At 60.2% G+C, this 18,220-nt stretch carries 15 protein-coding genes, 1 tRNA gene and 1 pseudogene; 6 read left to right on the top strand and 11 right to left on the bottom strand.

Annotation, left to right across the window (positions count from 1 at the left end):
- Window positions 1–25: 25 nt before the first annotated feature.
- A pseudogene (locus KX729_RS34380) lies at window positions 26–1,374 on the top strand (glutamine synthetase family protein).
- A gap of 3 nt (window positions 1,375–1,377) precedes the next feature.
- Window positions 1,378–2,676: an NAD(P)/FAD-dependent oxidoreductase gene (locus tag KX729_RS05025; protein ID WP_219741348.1), complete on the top strand. Its 1,299-nt coding sequence runs from the start codon at window positions 1,378–1,380 to the stop codon at window positions 2,674–2,676.
- Here KX729_RS05025 and KX729_RS05020 read toward each other — a convergent pair whose 3' ends face one another.
- The 4 genes from KX729_RS05020 to rirA form a co-directional block, all read right to left on the bottom strand.
- Window positions 2,677–3,333 carry a TetR/AcrR family transcriptional regulator gene (locus KX729_RS05020; RefSeq protein WP_219741347.1) on the bottom strand — a complete coding sequence of 219 codons (657 nt, stop codon included), beginning with the start codon at window positions 3,331–3,333 and terminating at the stop codon, window positions 2,677–2,679.
- A gap of 232 nt (window positions 3,334–3,565) precedes the next feature.
- On the bottom strand, window positions 3,566–4,108 hold the full coding sequence (locus tag KX729_RS05015) for a gluconokinase (protein WP_376775920.1): 543 nt from the start codon (window positions 4,106–4,108) through the stop codon (window positions 3,566–3,568).
- A 68-nt stretch (window positions 4,109–4,176) separates the two neighbouring features.
- Window positions 4,177–5,208, bottom strand: coding sequence for an AbrB family protein (locus KX729_RS05010; protein WP_219741346.1), 1,032 nt, complete (start codon window positions 5,206–5,208; stop codon window positions 4,177–4,179).
- Between the two features lie 164 nt (window positions 5,209–5,372).
- A complete protein-coding gene (gene rirA, locus KX729_RS05005; RefSeq protein ID WP_219741345.1) occupies window positions 5,373–5,843 on the bottom strand; it encodes an iron-responsive transcriptional regulator RirA in 471 nt (156 codons plus the stop codon).
- Window positions 5,844–6,015: 172 nt separating this feature from the next.
- Between rirA and KX729_RS05000 the strand changes: the two genes are divergently transcribed.
- A complete protein-coding gene (locus KX729_RS05000; protein WP_219741344.1) occupies window positions 6,016–7,062 on the top strand; it encodes a Fe(3+) ABC transporter substrate-binding protein in 1,047 nt (348 codons plus the stop codon).
- A gap of 108 nt (window positions 7,063–7,170) precedes the next feature.
- Here KX729_RS05000 and KX729_RS34230 read toward each other — a convergent pair whose 3' ends face one another.
- From KX729_RS34230 to KX729_RS04985, 4 genes are all read right to left on the bottom strand, one after another.
- Window positions 7,171–7,299: a hypothetical protein gene (locus tag KX729_RS34230; RefSeq protein WP_281423210.1), complete on the bottom strand. Its 129-nt coding sequence runs from the start codon at window positions 7,297–7,299 to the stop codon at window positions 7,171–7,173.
- A 97-nt stretch (window positions 7,300–7,396) separates the two neighbouring features.
- Window positions 7,397–8,458, bottom strand: coding sequence for a M48 family metallopeptidase (locus KX729_RS04995; RefSeq protein ID WP_246617418.1), 1,062 nt, complete (start codon window positions 8,456–8,458; stop codon window positions 7,397–7,399).
- Entirely contained in the window at window positions 8,448–9,536 is a 1,089-nt protein-coding gene (locus tag KX729_RS04990; protein ID WP_219741343.1) for a YjgN family protein, read from the bottom strand. The genes KX729_RS04995 and KX729_RS04990 overlap by 11 nt, the downstream gene beginning before the upstream one ends.
- A gap of 191 nt (window positions 9,537–9,727) precedes the next feature.
- A complete protein-coding gene (locus tag KX729_RS04985) occupies window positions 9,728–11,224 on the bottom strand; it encodes a CoA-acylating methylmalonate-semialdehyde dehydrogenase (protein WP_219741342.1) in 1,497 nt (498 codons plus the stop codon).
- A 113-nt stretch (window positions 11,225–11,337) separates the two neighbouring features.
- On the opposite strand from KX729_RS04985, the gene KX729_RS04980 reads away from it, so the two are divergent.
- Window positions 11,338–11,646, top strand: coding sequence for a putative quinol monooxygenase (locus KX729_RS04980; RefSeq protein WP_376775919.1), 309 nt, complete (start codon window positions 11,338–11,340; stop codon window positions 11,644–11,646).
- A gap of 6 nt (window positions 11,647–11,652) precedes the next feature.
- Entirely contained in the window at window positions 11,653–12,552 is a 900-nt protein-coding gene (locus tag KX729_RS04975; RefSeq protein WP_219741341.1) for a LysR family transcriptional regulator, read from the top strand.
- Between the two features lie 109 nt (window positions 12,553–12,661).
- On the opposite strand, the gene KX729_RS04970 is transcribed toward KX729_RS04975, so the two are convergent.
- The 3 genes from KX729_RS04970 to KX729_RS04960 form a co-directional block, all read right to left on the bottom strand.
- A complete protein-coding gene (locus KX729_RS04970) occupies window positions 12,662–12,907 on the bottom strand; it encodes a helix-turn-helix domain-containing protein (RefSeq protein ID WP_219741340.1) in 246 nt (81 codons plus the stop codon).
- A 241-nt stretch (window positions 12,908–13,148) separates the two neighbouring features.
- Window positions 13,149–13,225: transfer RNA gene (locus tag KX729_RS04965), tRNA-His, on the bottom strand.
- 124 nt (window positions 13,226–13,349) lie between these two features.
- Window positions 13,350–13,793, bottom strand: a complete 444-nt coding sequence (locus tag KX729_RS04960) for a phasin (protein ID WP_219741339.1) — start codon at window positions 13,791–13,793, stop codon at window positions 13,350–13,352.
- Window positions 13,794–14,027: 234 nt separating this feature from the next.
- Here KX729_RS04960 and KX729_RS04955 point away from each other — a divergent pair, with 234 nt between their 5' ends.
- Complete coding sequence (locus tag KX729_RS04955) at window positions 14,028–18,122, top strand: ATP-binding protein (RefSeq protein WP_219741338.1); 4,095 nt, start codon at window positions 14,028–14,030, stop codon at window positions 18,120–18,122.
- Window positions 18,123–18,220: the final 98 nt, after the last annotated feature.

Genomic DNA, 18,220 nt, shown 5'->3' with positions numbered 1-18,220 from the left:
TGAAGTCTGGGCTATCTGATATCCCATGGATGATATCAGCTACGCCCAGATCTTTTTCGAAAACAATCCGGATATCGAAGTCCTCGAAGCCTTCGTCATCGACGTGAACGGCGTGCCGCGCGGCAAATGGATTCCGCGCGAACGGGCGCTCGACGTGTTGTCGAAAGGCATGGCGATGCCGCGCTCCGTTTACGCGCTGGACGTCTGGGGCCGCGACGTCAACAATGCCGGGCTGGCGGAAGGCACCGGCGATCCGGACGGCATCTGTTTCCCGATCCCCGGCACGCTGTCGCGCGTCACATGGCTGAACCGACCGACCGCACAGGTCCTGCTCGGCATGCGTGATCCGGATGGCGCCGGCTTCTACGGCGATCCGCGGCAGGTTTTAGCAAATGTGCTGAAAGGCTTTGCGAAGATCGGCCTGACACCGGTCGTGGCAACGGAGCTGGAATTCTACCTCATCGATCCGGTGCGCTCGGCGCTCGATCCGGTGCGTCCACCGAATTCCCGCGATGGCCGCTGGCATACGGGGCAGACGCAGGTGCTTTCAATCTCGGAACTGCAGGATTTCGAGGATGTCTTCCACGGCATCGCCAGCGCGGCTCGGGCGCAAGGCATTCCAGCCGATACGACGCTGCGGGAAAACGGTCCCGGCCAGTATGAGATCAACCTCAACCATGTGCCGGATGCGCTGAAGGCGGCCGATTACGCGGTGCTGCTGAAGCGCATCGTTAAGGGCGTGGCGCGGGCCAACGATCTCGATGCCACCTTCATGGCGAAACCCTATGGCATGCAGGCCGGCAGTGGCATGCATGTGCATTTCTCGCTGATCGACGAGGCCGGACGCAATGTCTATGTCGGCGATGACGGGCCTTCGGAAGCACTGTTCCATTCGGTCGGCGGATTGTTGGAAAACATGGGAGAAAGCATGGCGGTGTTTGCGCCGCATGCCAATTCCTACCGCCGCCTGCGCCCCTCCGAACATGCGCCGACCTATGCCTCCTGGGGCTTCGATAACCGTTCGGCGGCGGTGCGGGTGATCACCGCCTCGAAGCCGGCCACGCGTATCGAACATCGCGTCGCGGGGTCCGACACCAATCCCTATCTGGTCCTGGCGATGATCCTCAATGCGGCGCTGACCGGCATGAAGGAAAAGCGCAATCCGGGCGGCGCGACCAGCATGCGATCAGCCACGAGCCGCTGCCGACCAACTGGGATTATGCGCTGCAACAGTTCAGCCGCTCGACCTTCGCCTATGCGACGCTCGGGCCAAAATACCGGGCGCTCTATACGGCCTGCAAACAACAGGAACTTTCCGAATTCTCGCTCCGCGTCACCGATGTGGAATACGACGCCTATATCCGGACGGTGTAAGACATGGCTTTCAAACCTGCCGACAATCCGCGCCATACGAACTCCTGGTACGCCGCCTCCGCCAAGGACAAACGTGTCCGGCCCGTTTTGGAAGGCGAAACGGAAGCGGATATCTGCGTCATCGGCGCCGGCTTCACCGGCATTTCCGCGGCTCTCGAACTTGCCGAGCGTGGATATTCGGTCGTTGTGCTGGAGGCGGAACGCATCGGCTTCGGTGCCTCCGGCCGCAATGGCGGGCAGATCGTCAACGGCTATAGCCGCGACCTCGAAGTGATCGCCAGCCGCTACGGGCATGAGAAGGCGGTGAAGCTCGGCGAAATGTCGCTGGAAGGCGGCGAGATCATTCGCGGACGGGTGGCGAAATACGGGATCGATTGCGACCTCGTGCATGGCGGCTTCTTTGCGGCTTTCACCGACAAGCAGATCCGCGAGATGGCGGACGGCAAGGCGCATTGGGAAAAGCACGGCCATACCGGACTGGAAATGGTCTCGAAGGCCGAGGTCGGCAAATATGTGAAGACCGACCGGTATGCCGGCGGAATGATCGACAAGCTCGGCGGGCATATCCATCCGCTTAACCTCGTTCTCGGCGAGGCGGCGGCGGTGGAAAGCCTTGGCGGACGGATTTTCGAGGGTTCGCGCGTCATCGGTCTCGATACGGGCGAGACGCCGGTGGTGCGGACGGATAAGGGTTCCGTGAGGGCTTACTACGTGCTCGTTTGCGGCAACGCCTATCTCGCGCCGCTCATGCCCGAAGTGCACGGCCGGATGATGCCGGTCTCAAGCCAGGTGATGGCGACGGAACCGCTGGATGCCCGGCTGATCGAGAGCCTGTTGCCGGAGAATTATTGCGTCGAGGATGCCAACTATATCCTCGATTATTACCGCCGCACCTCCGACAACCGGCTGCTTTATGGCGGCGGCATCGGTTATGGCGGCAACGATCCGAAGGATCTCACCGGCGTCATCCGCCCCAATATGCTGAAGACCTTTCCGCAGTTGAAGGATGTGAAGATCGATTATGCCTGGAGCGGCAATTTCGCGCTGACGCTGACTCGTATTCCTCATATCGGCCGGCTTTCCGACAAAGTCTATTTCTCGCATGGCGACAGTGGCCACGGGGTGACCACCACGCATCTGCTCGGAAAAATTCTGGGCGAAGCAGTCGCCGGTCATGCGGAGCGGTTCGATATCTGGGCATCGCTGCCCAACCTCCCCTTCCCCGGCGGACGTACGTTCCGCGTGCCGCTCACCATGCTCGGGGCATGGTGGTACGGTCTTCGGGACCGCCTCGGCCTCTGATCAGGCCGAAGCCGGGAAGCTGCCGGTGAAGAAAAAGGTCGACTGGGCGCGGACGATCGACTTGAACTGCGAGATGACCTGCGCGGCCTCCGCTTCTGACACCATCAGCGCCAACCGCAGCGTGGCACCCGCCATGTGGAACATCACGAACAGCGTGCGGCCGTATCCTTCGCGAAGGCCTTCGCCGACGAAATGTTCGGTCGCCCGATAAAAGACCTCGGCCTGGAAACGCGTTTCGGCGATATCCAGATCGGCAAGCGCCTTGTCCGCCTGGATGGCGTTCAGCAAATCCTGCGTGGAAGGTCTTTCGCGCATTTTGTAATAATAAGCGTCGAACAGCAGGTCGGTGGCGTCAAGCGCCTGATCCGGCGTGGTGATGGCGCCGATATGGCCGCTGACCAGGCCGCGCACTTCCTCGACATAACGCTCGTAGAGCATGGCTATGATGGCGGATTTATTCGGGAAATACTGGTAAACAGAGGCAATCGGACCGCCTGAGAGCGCGGCGATTTCCTTCATGGTCACGGCATCGATGCCTTTGCGGCCGATCAGGTCCATCGATACTTTGAGGATCTCGTCGATGCGCTCGCGGCTTCTCTCCTGTTTCGGAACCCGGCGAAGCGAACCTCGCCCAGGCCCTTGCGTCGAATCTGCCATTCGCACAGTCTCTCCTCAAACGTGCCATCAATGCATTCCGTCCATGGCCGATTTTTCGGAGACATGACGAGATCGCACAAACACAAAGTGTGTCTTTATACGGCGCGTGAAGAGTTTCAGATCACACGGTTTTTCGGTTTTTGTTAAAATACTTGGACCGTCACTATAGGCCTCTGTAAAGCCGAAATAAGAGCAGTAATCAGATTTTATTGACGCGTGTCAATTCTTGGCGTCAATTCTTCGACAGGCCTTTCAAGGCCTCCTCGACGATGACATCAACATGCGCATCGATATTCACCGTCACCACGCCCGGCTCGCCCTCCGGGCTTTCAAGCGTCGCGAGCTGGCTCTGCAAAAGCGAGGTCGGCATGAAATGGCCGGTACGCGCGCCCATCCTGCTTTCCAGCACCTTTGGGTCGCCGGTGAGAAAGACGAATTTCAGCCGGCCGGCAGCGGCATTGCGGAGCCGCTCGCGGTAGATTTTCTTCAGCGCCGAGCAGGTGACGACGATATCCTGGCCGTCGCGAACGGCGGCAGCCAGTTCATCGCCGATCAGATCGAGCCAAGGCCAGCGGTCCTCGTCGGTCAGCGGGACACCCTTTTCCATCTTTTCGATGTTGGCAGCCGGATGCAGGCGGTCGCCTTCGACGAAACGGCAACCGAGATTTTTGGCCATCATTTCGCCGACGGAGGTTTTTCCCGATCCGCTGACGCCCATGACGATAACTGCCAAGGAAGCTTTCTCAACCATGATTGCCGGCCCATTTCCGTTCATGTCTCAAGGACGGGATAACCGGGTTGGACCGGCTCGGCAAGCAGGAACGGCGGCCGCCTCCGGAGCTGCTATTTCTGGCGGGCATCTTTGCCGAGCACCAGCGGCATCAGCACCGACAGGAACAGCAGTCGCAGGACATGATGGGCGCCGACATAGGTCGGGTTTGCATTGAGCATGACCGCCATGGCGGACATGGTTTCCAGCCCGCCCGGTGCAAAGGCGATCAGCGCGGCATCCAGCGGCACGCCGAGGAAATAGGAAACGCAGAGCGCAACGCTTCCGGCAAGAATGGTTACGACGACGGTGACGACGGCACCGGCAAGAAAGGCCTTTCGGACTTCGCGGATCGAGACGCCGCTGAAACGGGTGCCGATCAGCGCGCCGAGCAGAATATAGATCGGGGTCAGCAGCCAGTCCGGAACCGCACCGCTGATAAAGCCCGTCACATGCGTACCGATGGACACCGCAACACCGCCGAGAAGAAGCGCGGCCGGAAAGTTCAGCCGCATGAAGAAAAGGCCGACGAGTACGGCCGCGACCAACGATCCGACAAGCATCGGCGTGCTCATCGGCTGGATGACCAGCACGGCGTTCACGTCGACCAGATCCAGCGCGCTGACGATGATCGGCGTGGTGATGGTTAAAGCTAGGACGCGCACGCTCTGAGAAATGCTGACGGTGCGCAGGTCGCAGCGCATCTCGGCGGCAAGGCTGAGGATATAGCTCAGGTGGCCGGGAGAGGACGACAGGAGCGACGTGATACGGTCATAGTGGAAGAACCGCTGCAGCACGAAGCAGCTGGCGTAAAGCAGGATCACCACCGTCACCAGAACCATGACGAAACTCAGCGGCCATGTGCGCGCAGCCTCGATCACCTCCGGCGTCACCGTCGTGCCCATGGAGACCCCGACGACGACAAAACAGGCGCTGCGAACCACGTTCGGCACGGAAAGCCTGACGCCTGCCAGTCCGGCAATCGTCACCGCAATGGCGGGGCCAATGAGATAAGGAGCGGGAAAAGCGACCGCGATTGCGATCAGGGCGCCGGCGGTACCGATCAGCGCCGTCAGCGCGAAGTCCCGCAATTCCGGAAAATTCATGGGCACATGTCCTGAAGGCGCCACAGGAAAGGAATGGCCGAAAGGCCGCAAACGCCTAAAGCCCTTCTATTGCATATGCGGGCGACGTCAATTGCGGGAAATGACAAAAAGCAAAAAGCGCCGCCCGGTCGGCGACGCTTTCAAAAGAGACCAGCGAATTACAATCAGGCCGCAGGAGCAACGATCTTCGGCAGATGCAGCGTGTCGAGGCCGAGCAGGAAATTGATCTGCGGGCGCGCCTTGACCAGATCGTCGATCGTATATTCGGCCAGCACGTCGAAGAAGGCGTTCAGTGCCTTGCGAAGCGCCGAGTTGAGGCCGCAGCTGTCAACAAGCGGACATTCCACCGCACCATCCTCGAAGCATTCCGCCATGGCAAAACTGTCTTCCGTGACGCGAACCACGTCAAAAAGAGTGATGCGGTCGGCTGCGCGGCCGAGCTTCACGCCGCCGTTGCGGCCGCGAACGGTTTCGACCAGACCGGCCTTGGTGAGCGGCTGGAGAATCTTGAAAAGAAAGAGTTCGGAAACGCCGTAAGCCCTGGCAATTTCCGGAATACGGCTGAGGTGACCTTCATTCGCCGCGCAGTACATTAGCATCCGTACCGCGTAATTCGTCTGTTTCGTCAAGCGCATGCTGGTCTCCCGAGACTCTTGCAGTCCCTATATAGAGGCTCTGCTAGTTTTGAACAATTCCAAAATAAGAAAATCGTGATCAGGTTTTCCGGCAGCTCTGATCCTCTCCCATTGACGGTTAAATCAAATCATGACCATCTGCGTCAAGATAACAACCCTAGGAGGATTTTGCATGTCATTTTTCCGGTCATTCCGCGAATTTACACTTATTGGTGTATCTGCGCTTGCGAGCGCCACCGCGGCATCGGCGGCTGGGGAGGTGAATATATACTCCTATCGCCAGCCGGATCTGATCAAGCCGGTGCTCGATGCCTTTACCAAGGAGACGGGAATCAAAACCAACGTGCTCTTCCTCGACAAGGGTCTGGTCGAGCGCATCAAGGCGGAAGGCGCCAATTCGCCGGCCGACGTCATCATGACGATCGACATCGCCCGCCTGATGGAAGCCAAGGAAGGCGGCGTGACGCAGCCCGTTACCGGCAATGCGACGATCAACAAGGACATCCCGGCCAATCTGCGCGATCCGCAGGGTGAATGGTTCGGCCTGACCACCCGCGGCCGTGTCATCTACGCCTCCAAGGAGCGCGTCACCCAGACGGCCATCACCTATGAGGAACTTGCCGATCCGAAATGGAAGGGCAAGATCTGCGTCCGCGACGGCCAGCATTCCTACAATATCGGCCTGATCGCCTCGATGATCGCCGTGCATGGCGAAGCCAAGACCGAAACCTGGCTGAAGGGCGTCAAGAACAACCTGACCTCCAAGCCGAGCGGCGGCGACCGCGACCAGGCCAAGGCGATTCTCGCCGGCGGCTGCGATATCGGCATCGGCAACAGCTATTATGTCGGTCTGATGCAGACCAACGAGAAGGAGCCGGAGCAGAAGAAGTGGGCCGAGGCGATCAAGGTCATGTTCCCGAATGCCAATGATCGCGGCACTCATGTAAACATTTCCGGCATGGCGCTCGCCAAGAATTCGCCGAACAAGGCCGATGCCGTCAAGCTGATGGAATTCCTGTCGTCCGGCAAGGCGCAGCAGATCTATGCGGAACAGGTGTTCGAATATCCGGTCATGCCGGGTGCGGAGCCGTCCGCCGTCGTCAAGGGCTTCGGCCCGATCAAGCCGGATACGCTGTCGCTTGCCGATATCGCCGCCAACCGCAAGAAGGCCTCCGAGCTGGTCGACAAGGTCGGCTTCAACGAAGGCCCGGAAAGCTGAGGGCTGATCAAAGAGCGCAAACAAAAAGGGCCGGCGAAAGTCGGCCCTTATGCGTTTTCACGTCATATGAGAGCATGCCGGGATAGAGACATGCCGAAGCGTGCGAGATCAAAGAATTTCCAGGCTGATCGCAACCCAGGCCGGAACCGCGACGATCATCAGACCGAACAGCATGCCGATGCCCATACGGGCCAGATGCGCGCGACGGGCACGCTTTTCGTCCCACTCATAAACCATAACTGAACTCCCCACTCCTACTCCACAGGCTAAATTAGATCAGCCTTCGGATACGTCAACAGCTGTGTTCAATCATGCTTACCTTGTCTCATGCTTGTCATGGCTGAGGTCGGCCTTTGATTTCAGCGGCATAGGCGCGGATATCCTGCTGGCGCTCCGGCGTGCCGGGGTGGCTGGAGAGCATATTCGTCTTGCCGTGATCGCCAAGCTTGTCTTCCAGGATGGCGAAGAAGCGGGCAAGGGCGGCAGGATCGTAACCCCCGGCGTTCATCAATTCGACGGAGCGACGGTCAGCCTCCGCTTCCGCAGAGCGGGAATAGGACAATGCCAGAAGCGTGCCGCCCTGGGTGAGGATATCCTCGACGCCCGAGCCCACATCGCCGGCGATCAGCATGACGAGACCGGCAACGCCGGCTGCGCGATAGAGCTGGCGCAGGCTGTGCTCGCCTTCCACATGGGCGATCTCGTGGCCGAGCACGCCGAGCACCATTTCCTCGTCGCTGCCGGCTAGCTTCACCAGATCGTCGGTGAGGATCAGGTTGCCATCCGGCAAGGCGAAGGCATTCGGGCCGATCACGCCGCCATCGCGGAAATTCAGCTTATAGGCCGCCTCTCCGCCCTTGGAGCGCGCGGCAAGCTTGGAAAACCCTTCGGCGAACTTCCGCTGTTGCGCTTCCGGAAGTTCTGATGGCTTGAGAACCGTTCTGTCTAGCGAGGCCAGCGTTCCGGAACCGATCATTTCCGGCACGAAGGGTGGCGTTACCAGCACGGCGACTTCCACCAGCGCCGGCAGAGCGTAGCGGTAGATCGACATGCCGAGCAGGATCACCGCGATGGTGAAGACGATCAGGCGTGGGTGAAATTCTTCCAGCCGATGGATGATCCCGCTTCGCACTCCGTGACGGGCACGCAGGTAGGCATCGACGGCGTCATTATCGCGCGTTTCGAAGACCGAGCCGTCCGGGAACGTCACACGGCGCGGGATCGAGCCCACCCGCTGGCTGAACTCCACCCGACCCAGCACCGCGAAAGCAAAAACCTGCCCGTCGGAAAGGGCGGTGACCCGCCCCTCCTCCTCGCGCAGTTCCGCTTCCATGGCCTGGCTGGAATTGGCCTTGTGCCATTCTCCTTTAGCGATGATCCCGTGATCAGAAGCCAAAGTCGAAGCCTTCCAGATCCATGTATTCGGCACTGATCGCCGCACCCGACGCTTCCATTGACGACAGGACCTCGCCGATATTGCCGTTGACGCGGATCGCCGTGTGCTCGTTGACGTAACGCGCCATGCGCACCGCCGCCCAGGGCCGCATCAGGCCGAGCGTCAGAACCGTCAGGATGATGTTGGAGATGACGATCCAGGCGTAACGAACGCGCGACACATCGCTCAACAGTTCATGGCGGCCATCGAGCGTCGCGGCAGACCAAGCGACATTGCGCACACCAGCGCGGTAGAAGAGTGCCGCGAGGCCGTACACGAGGAAATAGACGATGGCGACGGCATAAATGCCGAGGAAAGCCGCGACGTTGAAGCCTTCCAATTCACCTGCAAGGCCTTCTCCGGCAGCGGATGCGCCGGCAACCACCACCGCGACAATGCCACCGACGATGACGGTACCGATGACGACCATGGCCGCGGAAAGGAACCAGACGCCATAGATCGCGCCAAGACGCGGCTCGGTGGCGAACTTGCGGTCACCGTAACGGAAGTTGTTGAACAGATAACGCCACAGCCAGCGGCTGGCGACCGGCGCCAGGATACCAAACGTGATCGCGGCGATGATGCTGCCGAGAATGATCGCCTTGAAGGCGCCGCCGGCGGTGCCTACGAAATCGAAACGGACATTGCGATAGCTGGTGACGCGGGCGCTGAAACGCACGCCGCGCTGGATCAGCCAGGGCAGTGCGATCAACAGCACGATCGGCGTGATGATCGCCACCGGCGGCACGATCACGGCCAGGATGTTCATGACGATGAAGAAGCCGACGACGATCAGCCGGCCGATGAAGATCTGCTTGCCGGTGGCGTGATATTCGAAAGCACGATCCAGGATGACCGTGTTGCCGTAAAAATAGCGGTTGCGGCGTACTTTCGCCCAGGCCGAATAGATGCCGAGCGTGATGATCGTCAGAAGTACGTTGACGATCCAGATGCCGAAATATTCGCCGGCGCTGCCGGTGAACGAGGCACGCTGAAACTGACCCGCGCCTGCGGAAGGCGCCATTCCTGACATAGCCATGAAATAAATCCCCTAACGACCGCCATCCCCATGGCCGGCCAACCCAAAACCCGGGGGAAATGTTAGAGCACTCCACGACTTTCAAGTAGTCCAACGACAAAAATAGTCAGGTTTCCGAAAAAACCCGACTATTCTTTTTAATTCAAGGCGTTGGGGAAATTTAAGGCGCCGGTTGGCCGGCGCCTTCACTATCACTTCATGACAGGCATGACGAACTCGGCGCCGTCCTTGATGCCGGACGGCCAGCGGGCGGTGATCGTCTTGGTCTTGGTCCAGAACTTGATCGAGTCCGTGCCGTGCTGGTTGAGGTCGCCGAAAGACGAAGCCTTCCAGCCGCCGAAGGAATGGTAGGCGAGCGGAACCGGGATCGGCACGTTGATCCCGATCATGCCGATATTGATGCGGCTTGCGAAGTCACGGGCCGCGTCGCCGTCGCGGGTGAAGATCGCGACGCCGTTGCCGTATTCATGCTTCATCGGCAGTGACAGGGCATCTTCATAGTTATGGGCGCGAACAACGGAGAGAACCGGTCCGAAGATTTCCTGCTTGTAGATGTCCATATCCGGCGTGACATTGTCGAACAGCGTGCCGCCGACGAAATAGCCGTTTTCATAACCCTGCAGCTTGAAGCCGCGGCCATCGACCACCAGCTTTGCGCCCTCTTCGACGCCGCGGTCGATCAGGCCATTGATGCGGGCATGCGCTTCCTTGGTGACGACTGGACCCATGTCGGCCTTGTCGTCGGTATAGGGGCCGATGCGAAGCGACTCGATCTTCGGTACCAGCTTCTCGACCAGGCGGTTGGCGGTTTCCTCACCGACAGGCACCGCGACGGAAACGGCCATGCAGCGCTCGCCGGCCGAACCGTAGCCCGCGCCCATCAGGGCGTTGACGGCCTGGTCCAGATCGGCATCCGGCATAATGATCATGTGGTTCTTGGCGCCGCCGAAGCACTGGGCGCGCTTGCCGTTCATCGCGGCCGTACCATAGACATAACGGGCAATCGGCGTCGAACCGACGAAGGAAACGGCGCCGATATCCGGATCGGTGAGGATCGCATCGACGGCCGCCTTGTCGCCGTTGACGACGTTGAGGATGCCGGCCGGAAGGCCCGCCTCGATCATCAGTTCGGCAAGGCGGATCGGCAGGGACGGATCGCGCTCGGACGGTTTCAGGATGAAGGCATTGCCGCAGGCGATGGCCGGCGCAAACATCCACATCGGGATCATGCCCGGGAAATTGAACGGCGTGATGCCCGCGCCGATGCCGACCGGCTGGCGCATCGAATACATGTCGATCTGCGGGCCGGCGCCCTCGGTGAACTCGCCCTTGGACAGGTGCGGGATGCCGATGACGAATTCGCAGACTTCGAGACCGCGAATGACGTCGCCCTTGGAATCCTCGACCGTCTTGCCATGCTCCCTCGACAGCATCTCGGCCAGTTCGTCCATGTTCTGGTTGAGCAGGTCGACGAACTTCATGAAGACACGGGCGCGGCGCTGTGGGTTGGTGGCGGCCCATTTCGGCTGCGCTTCCTTGGCGTTTTCCACCGCGGCGCGGATTTCGGAAACGCTCGCCAGCGCCACCTTCGCCTGGACTTCGCCAGTGGCGGGATTGAAGACGTCGGCCGTACGGCCGCTGGTGCCGGCAACGTGCTTGCCGCCGATGAAATGCCCGATCTCGCGCATGGGTATGCTCCTCCGTTTTTATAGATGGCGGGAGTGTACTCCTCAATTTGCACAGCGCAATGGAATGAAATAAGTATCCGTTGTGCAAAAATTGAAGCAAGGTTGGCAAGATCGTGTCGGAAAAGATCGTCAGGATTGCGGAGCTTGAAATCGATCCTGCCCGGCTGGACGCCTACCGGGCACTGCTGTCCGAAGAAATAGAAGCGTCGATCGCATTGGAGCCCGGCGTGCTGATGCTGCATGCGGTCTCGGAAAAAGCGCAGCCGGAATTGATCCGAATTCTGGAAGTCTATGCCGGCCGGGAGGCCTATGATGCCCATTTGGGAATGCCGCATTTCCTCAAATACATGCGGGAGACGGCAGATATGGTGCGGTCGCTGAGGCTGATCGATGTCGATCCCATCATGATGGGGGCGAAGTGAGGGATCATGAACTGGGATGACGTCCGTATGTTCCTGGCGGTGGCGCGCTCCGGCCAGATCCTTGCAGCCTCGCGCCGGCTGGGGATCAACCACGCGACGCTCGGCCGGCGGGTCACGGCGCTGGAGGAGGATCTGCGCACCCGGCTTCTTATCCGCCGCACCAATGGCTGCGAGCTGACGGCCGAGGGCGAAGTCTTCTTTCGCGCCGCCGAGCGGATGGAAACGGAAATGCTGGCGGCGCAGGCAAGCACCGGCCGCATCGATACGGCGATTGCCGGCACGGTGCGGATCGGCGCGCCGGACGGTTTCGGGGTATCGTTCCTCGCCTCGCGGCTCGGTCAGCTGACGCGCCGGCATCCGGAATTGAAGCTGCAGTTGGTGCCGGTACCACGGTCGTTCTCGTTATCGCAGCGCGAGGCGGATATCGCCATTACCATCGAGCGGCCGGAACAAGGGCGGCTGATTTCATCAAAGCTCACGGATTATACGCTCGGGCTTTATGCCTCGAAAGCCTATCTGGAGCAGGCAGGCGTGCCGAAGACCGTCGATGAGCTTAAGGGCCATCCGCGCATCGGTTATGTGGAAGACCTGATCTTCTCCCCTTCCCTCAACTTCACGGGCGAGGTGATGCGCGACTGGGACGCCAGTTTCGAGATATCGAGCGCAATCGGCCAGACGGAAGCGGTGCGCTCCGGCGCCGGCATCGGCATCCTGCACGATTATGTCGCACGCCAATATCCCGAGCTCACCCCTGTACTGCCCGAGATTTCGATCCGCCGTTCCTACTGGACGACCTATCACGAAACGACACGCGATCTCATGCGCCTGCGGGCCGTCGTCGAGTTCCTGAAGGAACTGGTCGAAACCGAAGGCGATGTTTTCATGCGACGCACGGGGTCGCCCTGATAGTCAGGCGATACGGACAGGCAGCAATGGGGAATGGGAAAGAAAAAAGCCTTCGCCAGGATAGCGTGGCCGAATGCCGGCCGCCGATGCGGCCGGCATATATCCTGCTTTAAGACGTCAGGAACTTTGAAACCGGAACCTTGAGAGCCGAGGCGATACGCTTCAGCTTGGCCGGGTCGGCATCGGTGCCGTTTTCGATGCGCAAGATCTCATCGTTGATGAGACCGGTCGTGACGGCGAGATCTTCGACACTGTAACCGACTGCGCGGCGAGCCTCCGAAACTGCGGCGGCAATAGGCTGCGGAGAAAGTTTTGCTCCATTCGCGGATGCGAAATCATTCATGGAAATTGTCATCTACATGACTCCTTCTGGAAACGCCTGCCGGACTATCTGGCAGGTGAAGGGGGCAAGCGCCCAAGACGCAAGAGTCTAAAAAATTAGGCACCTGCTGGCGCAAACATAGGCATGCTTACGATCCTGACAAGGGTTTATAGTGCAGCGCACAAAAATGTGTTCGATTTCGGGTCGAACGATGGCGCTGCGAAAATGACAGGAGTTAAGCAGATAGGGAAGGAAGAATGCTTATAGGATAGAATGGTACGGTTGGGGGGTCTCGAACCTCCGACCTCAGGTGCCACAAACCTGCGCTCTAACCAACTGAGCTACAACCGCACAAACGCCCGCAGGCGTCGTTGAGGCGTCACATACGGCCATCGAACCGTTTTGGCAAGCCCCTTCGTGCAAATAGAAGAGGCCGGAACTTCAGCTCCAGCCTCTTCTCAAATCATGCAGCAGATCAAGCGGCCTTGAAGGTCGACATTGCCTTTTCGGCAGCGTCCTTGCCCGGCTTGGCAACGTCTTCGACGATCTTGCGAGCAGTGTCCTGCATGGACTTGGCCTGCTCGACGGTGAGTTCAGCCTGCTTGCGGAAGAAAGAAGTCTGCAGTTCGAAAAGTTCCGAAACGGACTTCACACCCAGCAGGGCTTCCATGTGGGAAAGCGAAGCGTCGGCATTGGTGCGCAGTGCGTCGATCGCCTTGAGGCCCAGTTCGACGGAACCAGCCTGAGCAGACTGCATTGTGGATTCCACGGTCTTGGTGGCTTCCTCAGTAGCGGTTTTCATCTTAGCATAGGCTTCGCGGGACTGGGTGGCGCCCTTTTCAGCGAAGTCGCGGAAGCTTTCAGTGAACTTCGACGGGTCGAAAGCGGAGAAAGAAAATACGTCGTTGGTGTATGCCATCGCTATTGGTCCTCGTTGGCGTTTTCTTCGGCAGCACCGAAGATCTCATGCCTCTTATATAGACGATGTCGTTGTGCATTGCAACATGATTGTGCGCTGCACAAAAATTCTTTCCCGAATTAACCCTATCCTTGGTTTGCGAAGCGCCACTCTCGACCCAAGACCAGCGGAAGGTTATTAACAATCCGTTAAATACCAAGAAATCCGGTTCCAAACGTCCTGTAGGTTTCGCCTATGTCCGCAGTCCAGTATCCGTTCATCGATATAGCCGTGCACGAGCGTGTGCGAGAACGCTTCGCGGCTGGCGAAGCGATCGTGCTGTTTTCGCCGGATATGAAGAGCCCGCTCTGGGCAAACGGCCGCGGTGCCGATCTTTTCGGCTTCGCGTCGATCTACGACTTCCTCGACCAGGGCCCGAACCGCATCGATATCGCCTTCCGTCAGACCGAGGCGGCGGCGCGCCAGCTCGGTTCCATCGGCGATATCCGCAATTTCACCATGCGCATTGCGTCCGGTTTCCAGCGCATTCCGGTGCAGGCGGTTTGTGAACTCATCAAGGTTCAGGGCGAGACCGCCGTATTGTTCAGCGCGCCGGTCGAAAAGGGCCGGCTGTCGCCTGCGGCCTGTGCCGCCCGGATGATCGAAGGGTTCGACGACCCGGATACGCATATGGCGGTCATCGACGAGAATGGCGACGTACTGGCCGCCTCCGCCGATTTCGCGGCGCTCGGCGTCACGAAACAGACGGCCGAGATGATGACGACCATGGCCGGCGCTGACCCGAGCCGGCTCGTGAAGCGCCCCATTGCCACCTCGAAAGGCTATCTGCCGGCGGCGATCGGCAAGCTTTCCGACGATCCGGCCCTGCACCTGCTCTTCACGGTCGAGGCCGTAGGCGGGCGTCCGGCACAGGAAGCCAGTCTTGAGCCGCGCGACGCTGCAACGGCTCCGGTTGTTGTGGATGAGATGGCTTCGGAAGAGCCCGTCCCTGGAGCCGTAGAAGACATTGCCGCGACCGAGCCTGAAGAGGCCACGACTGAACCGGCACCGAGCGAAGAGTTTACCGCCGAGGCTGTACCGTCCGACAATTTTGCGGATGTCATCACCGCCGTTTCCGAGATCGAAGAGACTGAAGAGGCCAACGAGGAAATCTCTCTCGAAACCGCCGATGTGCCGGCTCAGGTTACGGAACAACCGGCAGCACTTGTTGAAGCAGCAACGGATGACGCGCCGGCAGATGCTGAGGCCAAGGAGCCGGCAAATATCCCCGCGGAAGATACTATCGATATCGTTGCCGGGACCGAACAGCCTGCCGAGGCGATCGCCGAACAAGCAGTCGAACAATCGGCGCCGGTTGTCGAGACGGTCGAAGCAGAACCGGAAGTTCCGGCTTTCGCCTTCCGCCGCGATGGCCGCGCCACGCGTTTCGTCTGGAAGATCGATGCGGAAGGTCGCTTCAGCGAAGTCTCCAGCGAATTTGCCGATGCCGTCGGCCCGCATGCTGCCGATATCAACGGCATGGCTTTTTCCGATCTCGCCGCCCTCTTCAATCTCGATCCCGAAGGCAAGATCATCGAGCTTCTGAACAAGCGGGATACCTGGTCGGGCAAGACCATCTGGTGGCCGGTCGAAGGAACGTCGCTTGTCGTGCCCGTCGACCTCGCCGCATTGCCGACCTATACCCGCACCCGTGAATTCGACGGCTTCCGCGGCTTCGGCATCGTGCGTATCGGCGATGCGGCGGAAGATCCGACTGCGACCGGCCTGGCGCTTGTACCTTCCATCCTTGAGGACAAGGTGCAGCAAACTGCAGAGGTAGGGACGGACATGCCCGCCGAACAGGTGAGCTTTGCGCCTTCGGAACGGCCGGAAGAGATGTCGACGGACGAAGCCGTTTCCGACACTCCGGAACTTGCATCGCAGGTGATGGAAGTGGCTGTGGATCCGGAACCTGTTTCCGAGGAAGCAGCCGAAGTTTCGGAAACGCCTGATCACCACCCTGCCGCCGATGAGATTACGGAGCCGTCGAACGATGACGGTTTGGTTTCCGAAACGCTGCAGCCGAGTGAAGAGGCCGTCAATGAAACTCCGACCGAGGCACCTGCCGCAGAATTGTCGGATGTGATCGCAACGTCGGAAGAAGGTGAAGCCTCCGAGCCGACCGAGACAGATCAGCCGATGTCCGGCCGTCAGGTTCCGTCGCTGTTGGACTGGCCGGCAGGCGAGCGCCCGGCACTGCGGATCATCGAAAACCCCGGCCACCGCCATTCCGACAAGGTGATCCAGCTCGAAGAGCGCCGCACCACGCGCCGTGACGGCCTCTCGCCCAACGAGCAGGCCGCCTTCAAGGAAATCGCCCGTCAGCTCGACAATTTCGTTGGGCGTCGCAACGAAGAAAACAAGCCGGCAGCTCCGGAAACCGAAACTGCGGCTGCTCCGGAAGCGCCTTTGGCGAATGCCGCCACGCCTGTCGAGATCGATCCGGCCAAAGATCCGCATGTCCTGCTGAATGAAGAGCGCGAAACCGCCTCTTTCACGGAAGCCGATCCGGTCTCCGACGAAGCGGCGGAAGCGGATCAGGATGCTTCGGAAACGGCTTCGCTCGATGAGACCCCGGCAATTTCCGAGGAAGAGGCCGAGGCCTTTGCCGAAAATGCCAATGAAGCATTCGAGGCACCGACGGAGCCCGAGGAACTGGCGAAGATCGCTGCCGCTCAGCCAGGCGATGTGCCGCCGGTCGCCGCCCGTTCGGACGACCCGCATCCGGAGCTTTCCGACCGCGAACTCCTGAGCCAGATGATCCCCGTACGTGAGCGGATCGGGCTTTCGGCAGAGATCATCGACCAGATGCCGGTGGCCCTGCTGGTTCATGCCGGCGATACGCTGATCCACGGCAATCCGGAATTCCTGCGCCTGACCGGTTATACCTCTCTCGACGATCTTGCCGAGGTCGGCGGGCTCGATGCCTTGCTGCAGCGCCAGGATCTGGAAGGCAAGACGGCGGAAGCCGGTGGCATGGTCGTTGTGCGTGCCGACGATGCCATCGTACCCGTCACCGCGCGTCTGCAATCCGTCCGCTGGGGCGATATGACTGCGCTGATGCTGGCTTTGATGCCGGTTGCCGCCGAAAGCCAGCCGGCGAGCGAAGCGGAGACTATCGCCGAAGTCGTGCCGCTGCGCGTCGTGCGTCCGGCCGATCAGCTCGCCAAGCTGCAGGTGGAAGTCGAGGAATTGCGCGCCATTCTGGAAACCGCGACCGATGGTGTCGTCATCCTTGGCGCCGACGGCGAAATCCGTTCGGTCAACCGGGCCGCCAGCGCGCTGTTCAACTACGACAACGAAGAAGTCAGCGGTCAGCCCTTCGTGACCCTGTTTGCGCATGAGAGCCAGAGGGCGATCCTGGATTACCTGAGCGGCCTTTCCGGCCATGGCGTCGCGAGCGTGCTGAATGACGGGCGCGAAGTCATCGGCCGCGAGGCATCCGGCGGTTTCCTGCCGCTGTTCATGACGATCGGCAAGCTTACCTCTTCCAACGGCTATTGCGCCGTGATCCGCGATATCACCCAATGGAAACGGACCGAGGACGAGCTGCGCACTGCCAAGCGCGCCGCCGAGACGGCAAACGCCCACAAGAGCGAATTCCTGGCGCATGTCAGCCATGAAATCCGCACGCCGCTCAACGCGATCATCGGCTTTGCCGATATGATGGCGACCGAGCGTTTCGGACCGATCGGCCATCCGCGTTACGTGGAATATGCCAATGATATCGGCCGCTCCGGCCGCCATGTGCTCGACATCGTCAACGACCTCCTCGACATATCGAAGATCGAGGCGGGCGAACTGGAACTGGATTTCATCGCGGTCGGCCTGAACGAGACGGTGTCGGAAGCGGTTTCGCTGGTGCAGCCGCAGGCAAACGGCCAGCGGGTGATCATCCGCACCGCGCTGTCGCATTCCGTGCCGCAGGTGGTCGCCGACCTTCGTTCGATCAAGCAGATCGTGCTGAACATCCTGTCGAATGCCATCCGGTTCACGCCGTCCGGCGGCCAGATCGTCGTTTCTACCGCCTATGAGGCGAATGGCAGCGTGGTTCTGCGCATCCGCGACACCGGCATCGGCATGACCCGTTCCGAGCTGGAACTTGCCATGAAGCCATTCCGGCAGGTGGCCGGCGGTTCGCGCAAGCGGGGCGACGGCACCGGTCTCGGCCTGCCGCTGACCAAGGCGATGGTGGATGCGAACCGCGCCGCCTTCGCGATCACCTCGGCGCCGAATGAAGGCACGCTGGTGGAAATCACCTTCCCCTCGCCGCGGGTGCTTGCGAACTGAGATCGCGCCGGTTAGCACTCCTCTGAGAAAGAGGAGTGCTGCTTGCAGGTTTTAGGGACATCCGCCGCGTCCGCGCGGAAAGCGCGCCGGCCCGGCCG

The organism is Neorhizobium populisoli (genome assembly GCF_019430945.1).
Classification (GTDB): domain Bacteria; phylum Pseudomonadota; class Alphaproteobacteria; order Rhizobiales; family Rhizobiaceae; genus Neorhizobium; species Neorhizobium populisoli.
The sequence above is the reverse complement of the archived record's forward strand: the minus strand, read 5'-3'. Positions and strand labels throughout refer to the sequence as shown.

Excerpts from the sequence above, each read along its gene's own strand:
- KX729_RS04970 (WP_219741340.1), bottom strand. The coding sequence starts at position 12,907 with ATGACAATTTCCATGAATGATTTCGCATCCGCGAATGGAGCAAAACTT.
- KX729_RS04960 (WP_219741339.1), bottom strand. The coding sequence starts at position 13,793 with ATGGCATACACCAACGACGTATTTTCTTTCTCCGCTTTCGACCCGTCG.
- KX729_RS04955 (WP_219741338.1), top strand. The coding sequence starts at position 14,028 with ATGTCCGCAGTCCAGTATCCGTTCATCGATATAGCCGTGCACGAGCGT.
- KX729_RS04990 (WP_219741343.1), bottom strand. The coding sequence starts at position 9,536 with ATGGCTATGTCAGGAATGGCGCCTTCCGCAGGCGCGGGTCAGTTTCAG.
- KX729_RS05000 (WP_219741344.1), top strand. The coding sequence starts at position 6,016 with ATGTCATTTTTCCGGTCATTCCGCGAATTTACACTTATTGGTGTATCT.
- rirA (WP_219741345.1), bottom strand. The coding sequence starts at position 5,843 with ATGCGCTTGACGAAACAGACGAATTACGCGGTACGGATGCTAATGTAC.
- KX729_RS05010 (WP_219741346.1), bottom strand. The coding sequence starts at position 5,208 with ATGAATTTTCCGGAATTGCGGGACTTCGCGCTGACGGCGCTGATCGGT.
- KX729_RS04985 (WP_219741342.1), bottom strand. The coding sequence starts at position 11,224 with ATGCGCGAGATCGGGCATTTCATCGGCGGCAAGCACGTTGCCGGCACC.
- KX729_RS05020 (WP_219741347.1), bottom strand. The coding sequence starts at position 3,333 with ATGGCAGATTCGACGCAAGGGCCTGGGCGAGGTTCGCTTCGCCGGGTT.
- KX729_RS34230 (WP_281423210.1), bottom strand. The coding sequence starts at position 7,299 with ATGGTTTATGAGTGGGACGAAAAGCGTGCCCGTCGCGCGCATCTGGCC.
- KX729_RS05015 (WP_376775920.1), bottom strand. The coding sequence starts at position 4,108 with ATGAACGGAAATGGGCCGGCAATCATGGTTGAGAAAGCTTCCTTGGCA.
- KX729_RS05025 (WP_219741348.1), top strand. The coding sequence starts at position 1,378 with ATGGCTTTCAAACCTGCCGACAATCCGCGCCATACGAACTCCTGGTAC.
- KX729_RS04975 (WP_219741341.1), top strand. The coding sequence starts at position 11,653 with ATGAACTGGGATGACGTCCGTATGTTCCTGGCGGTGGCGCGCTCCGGC.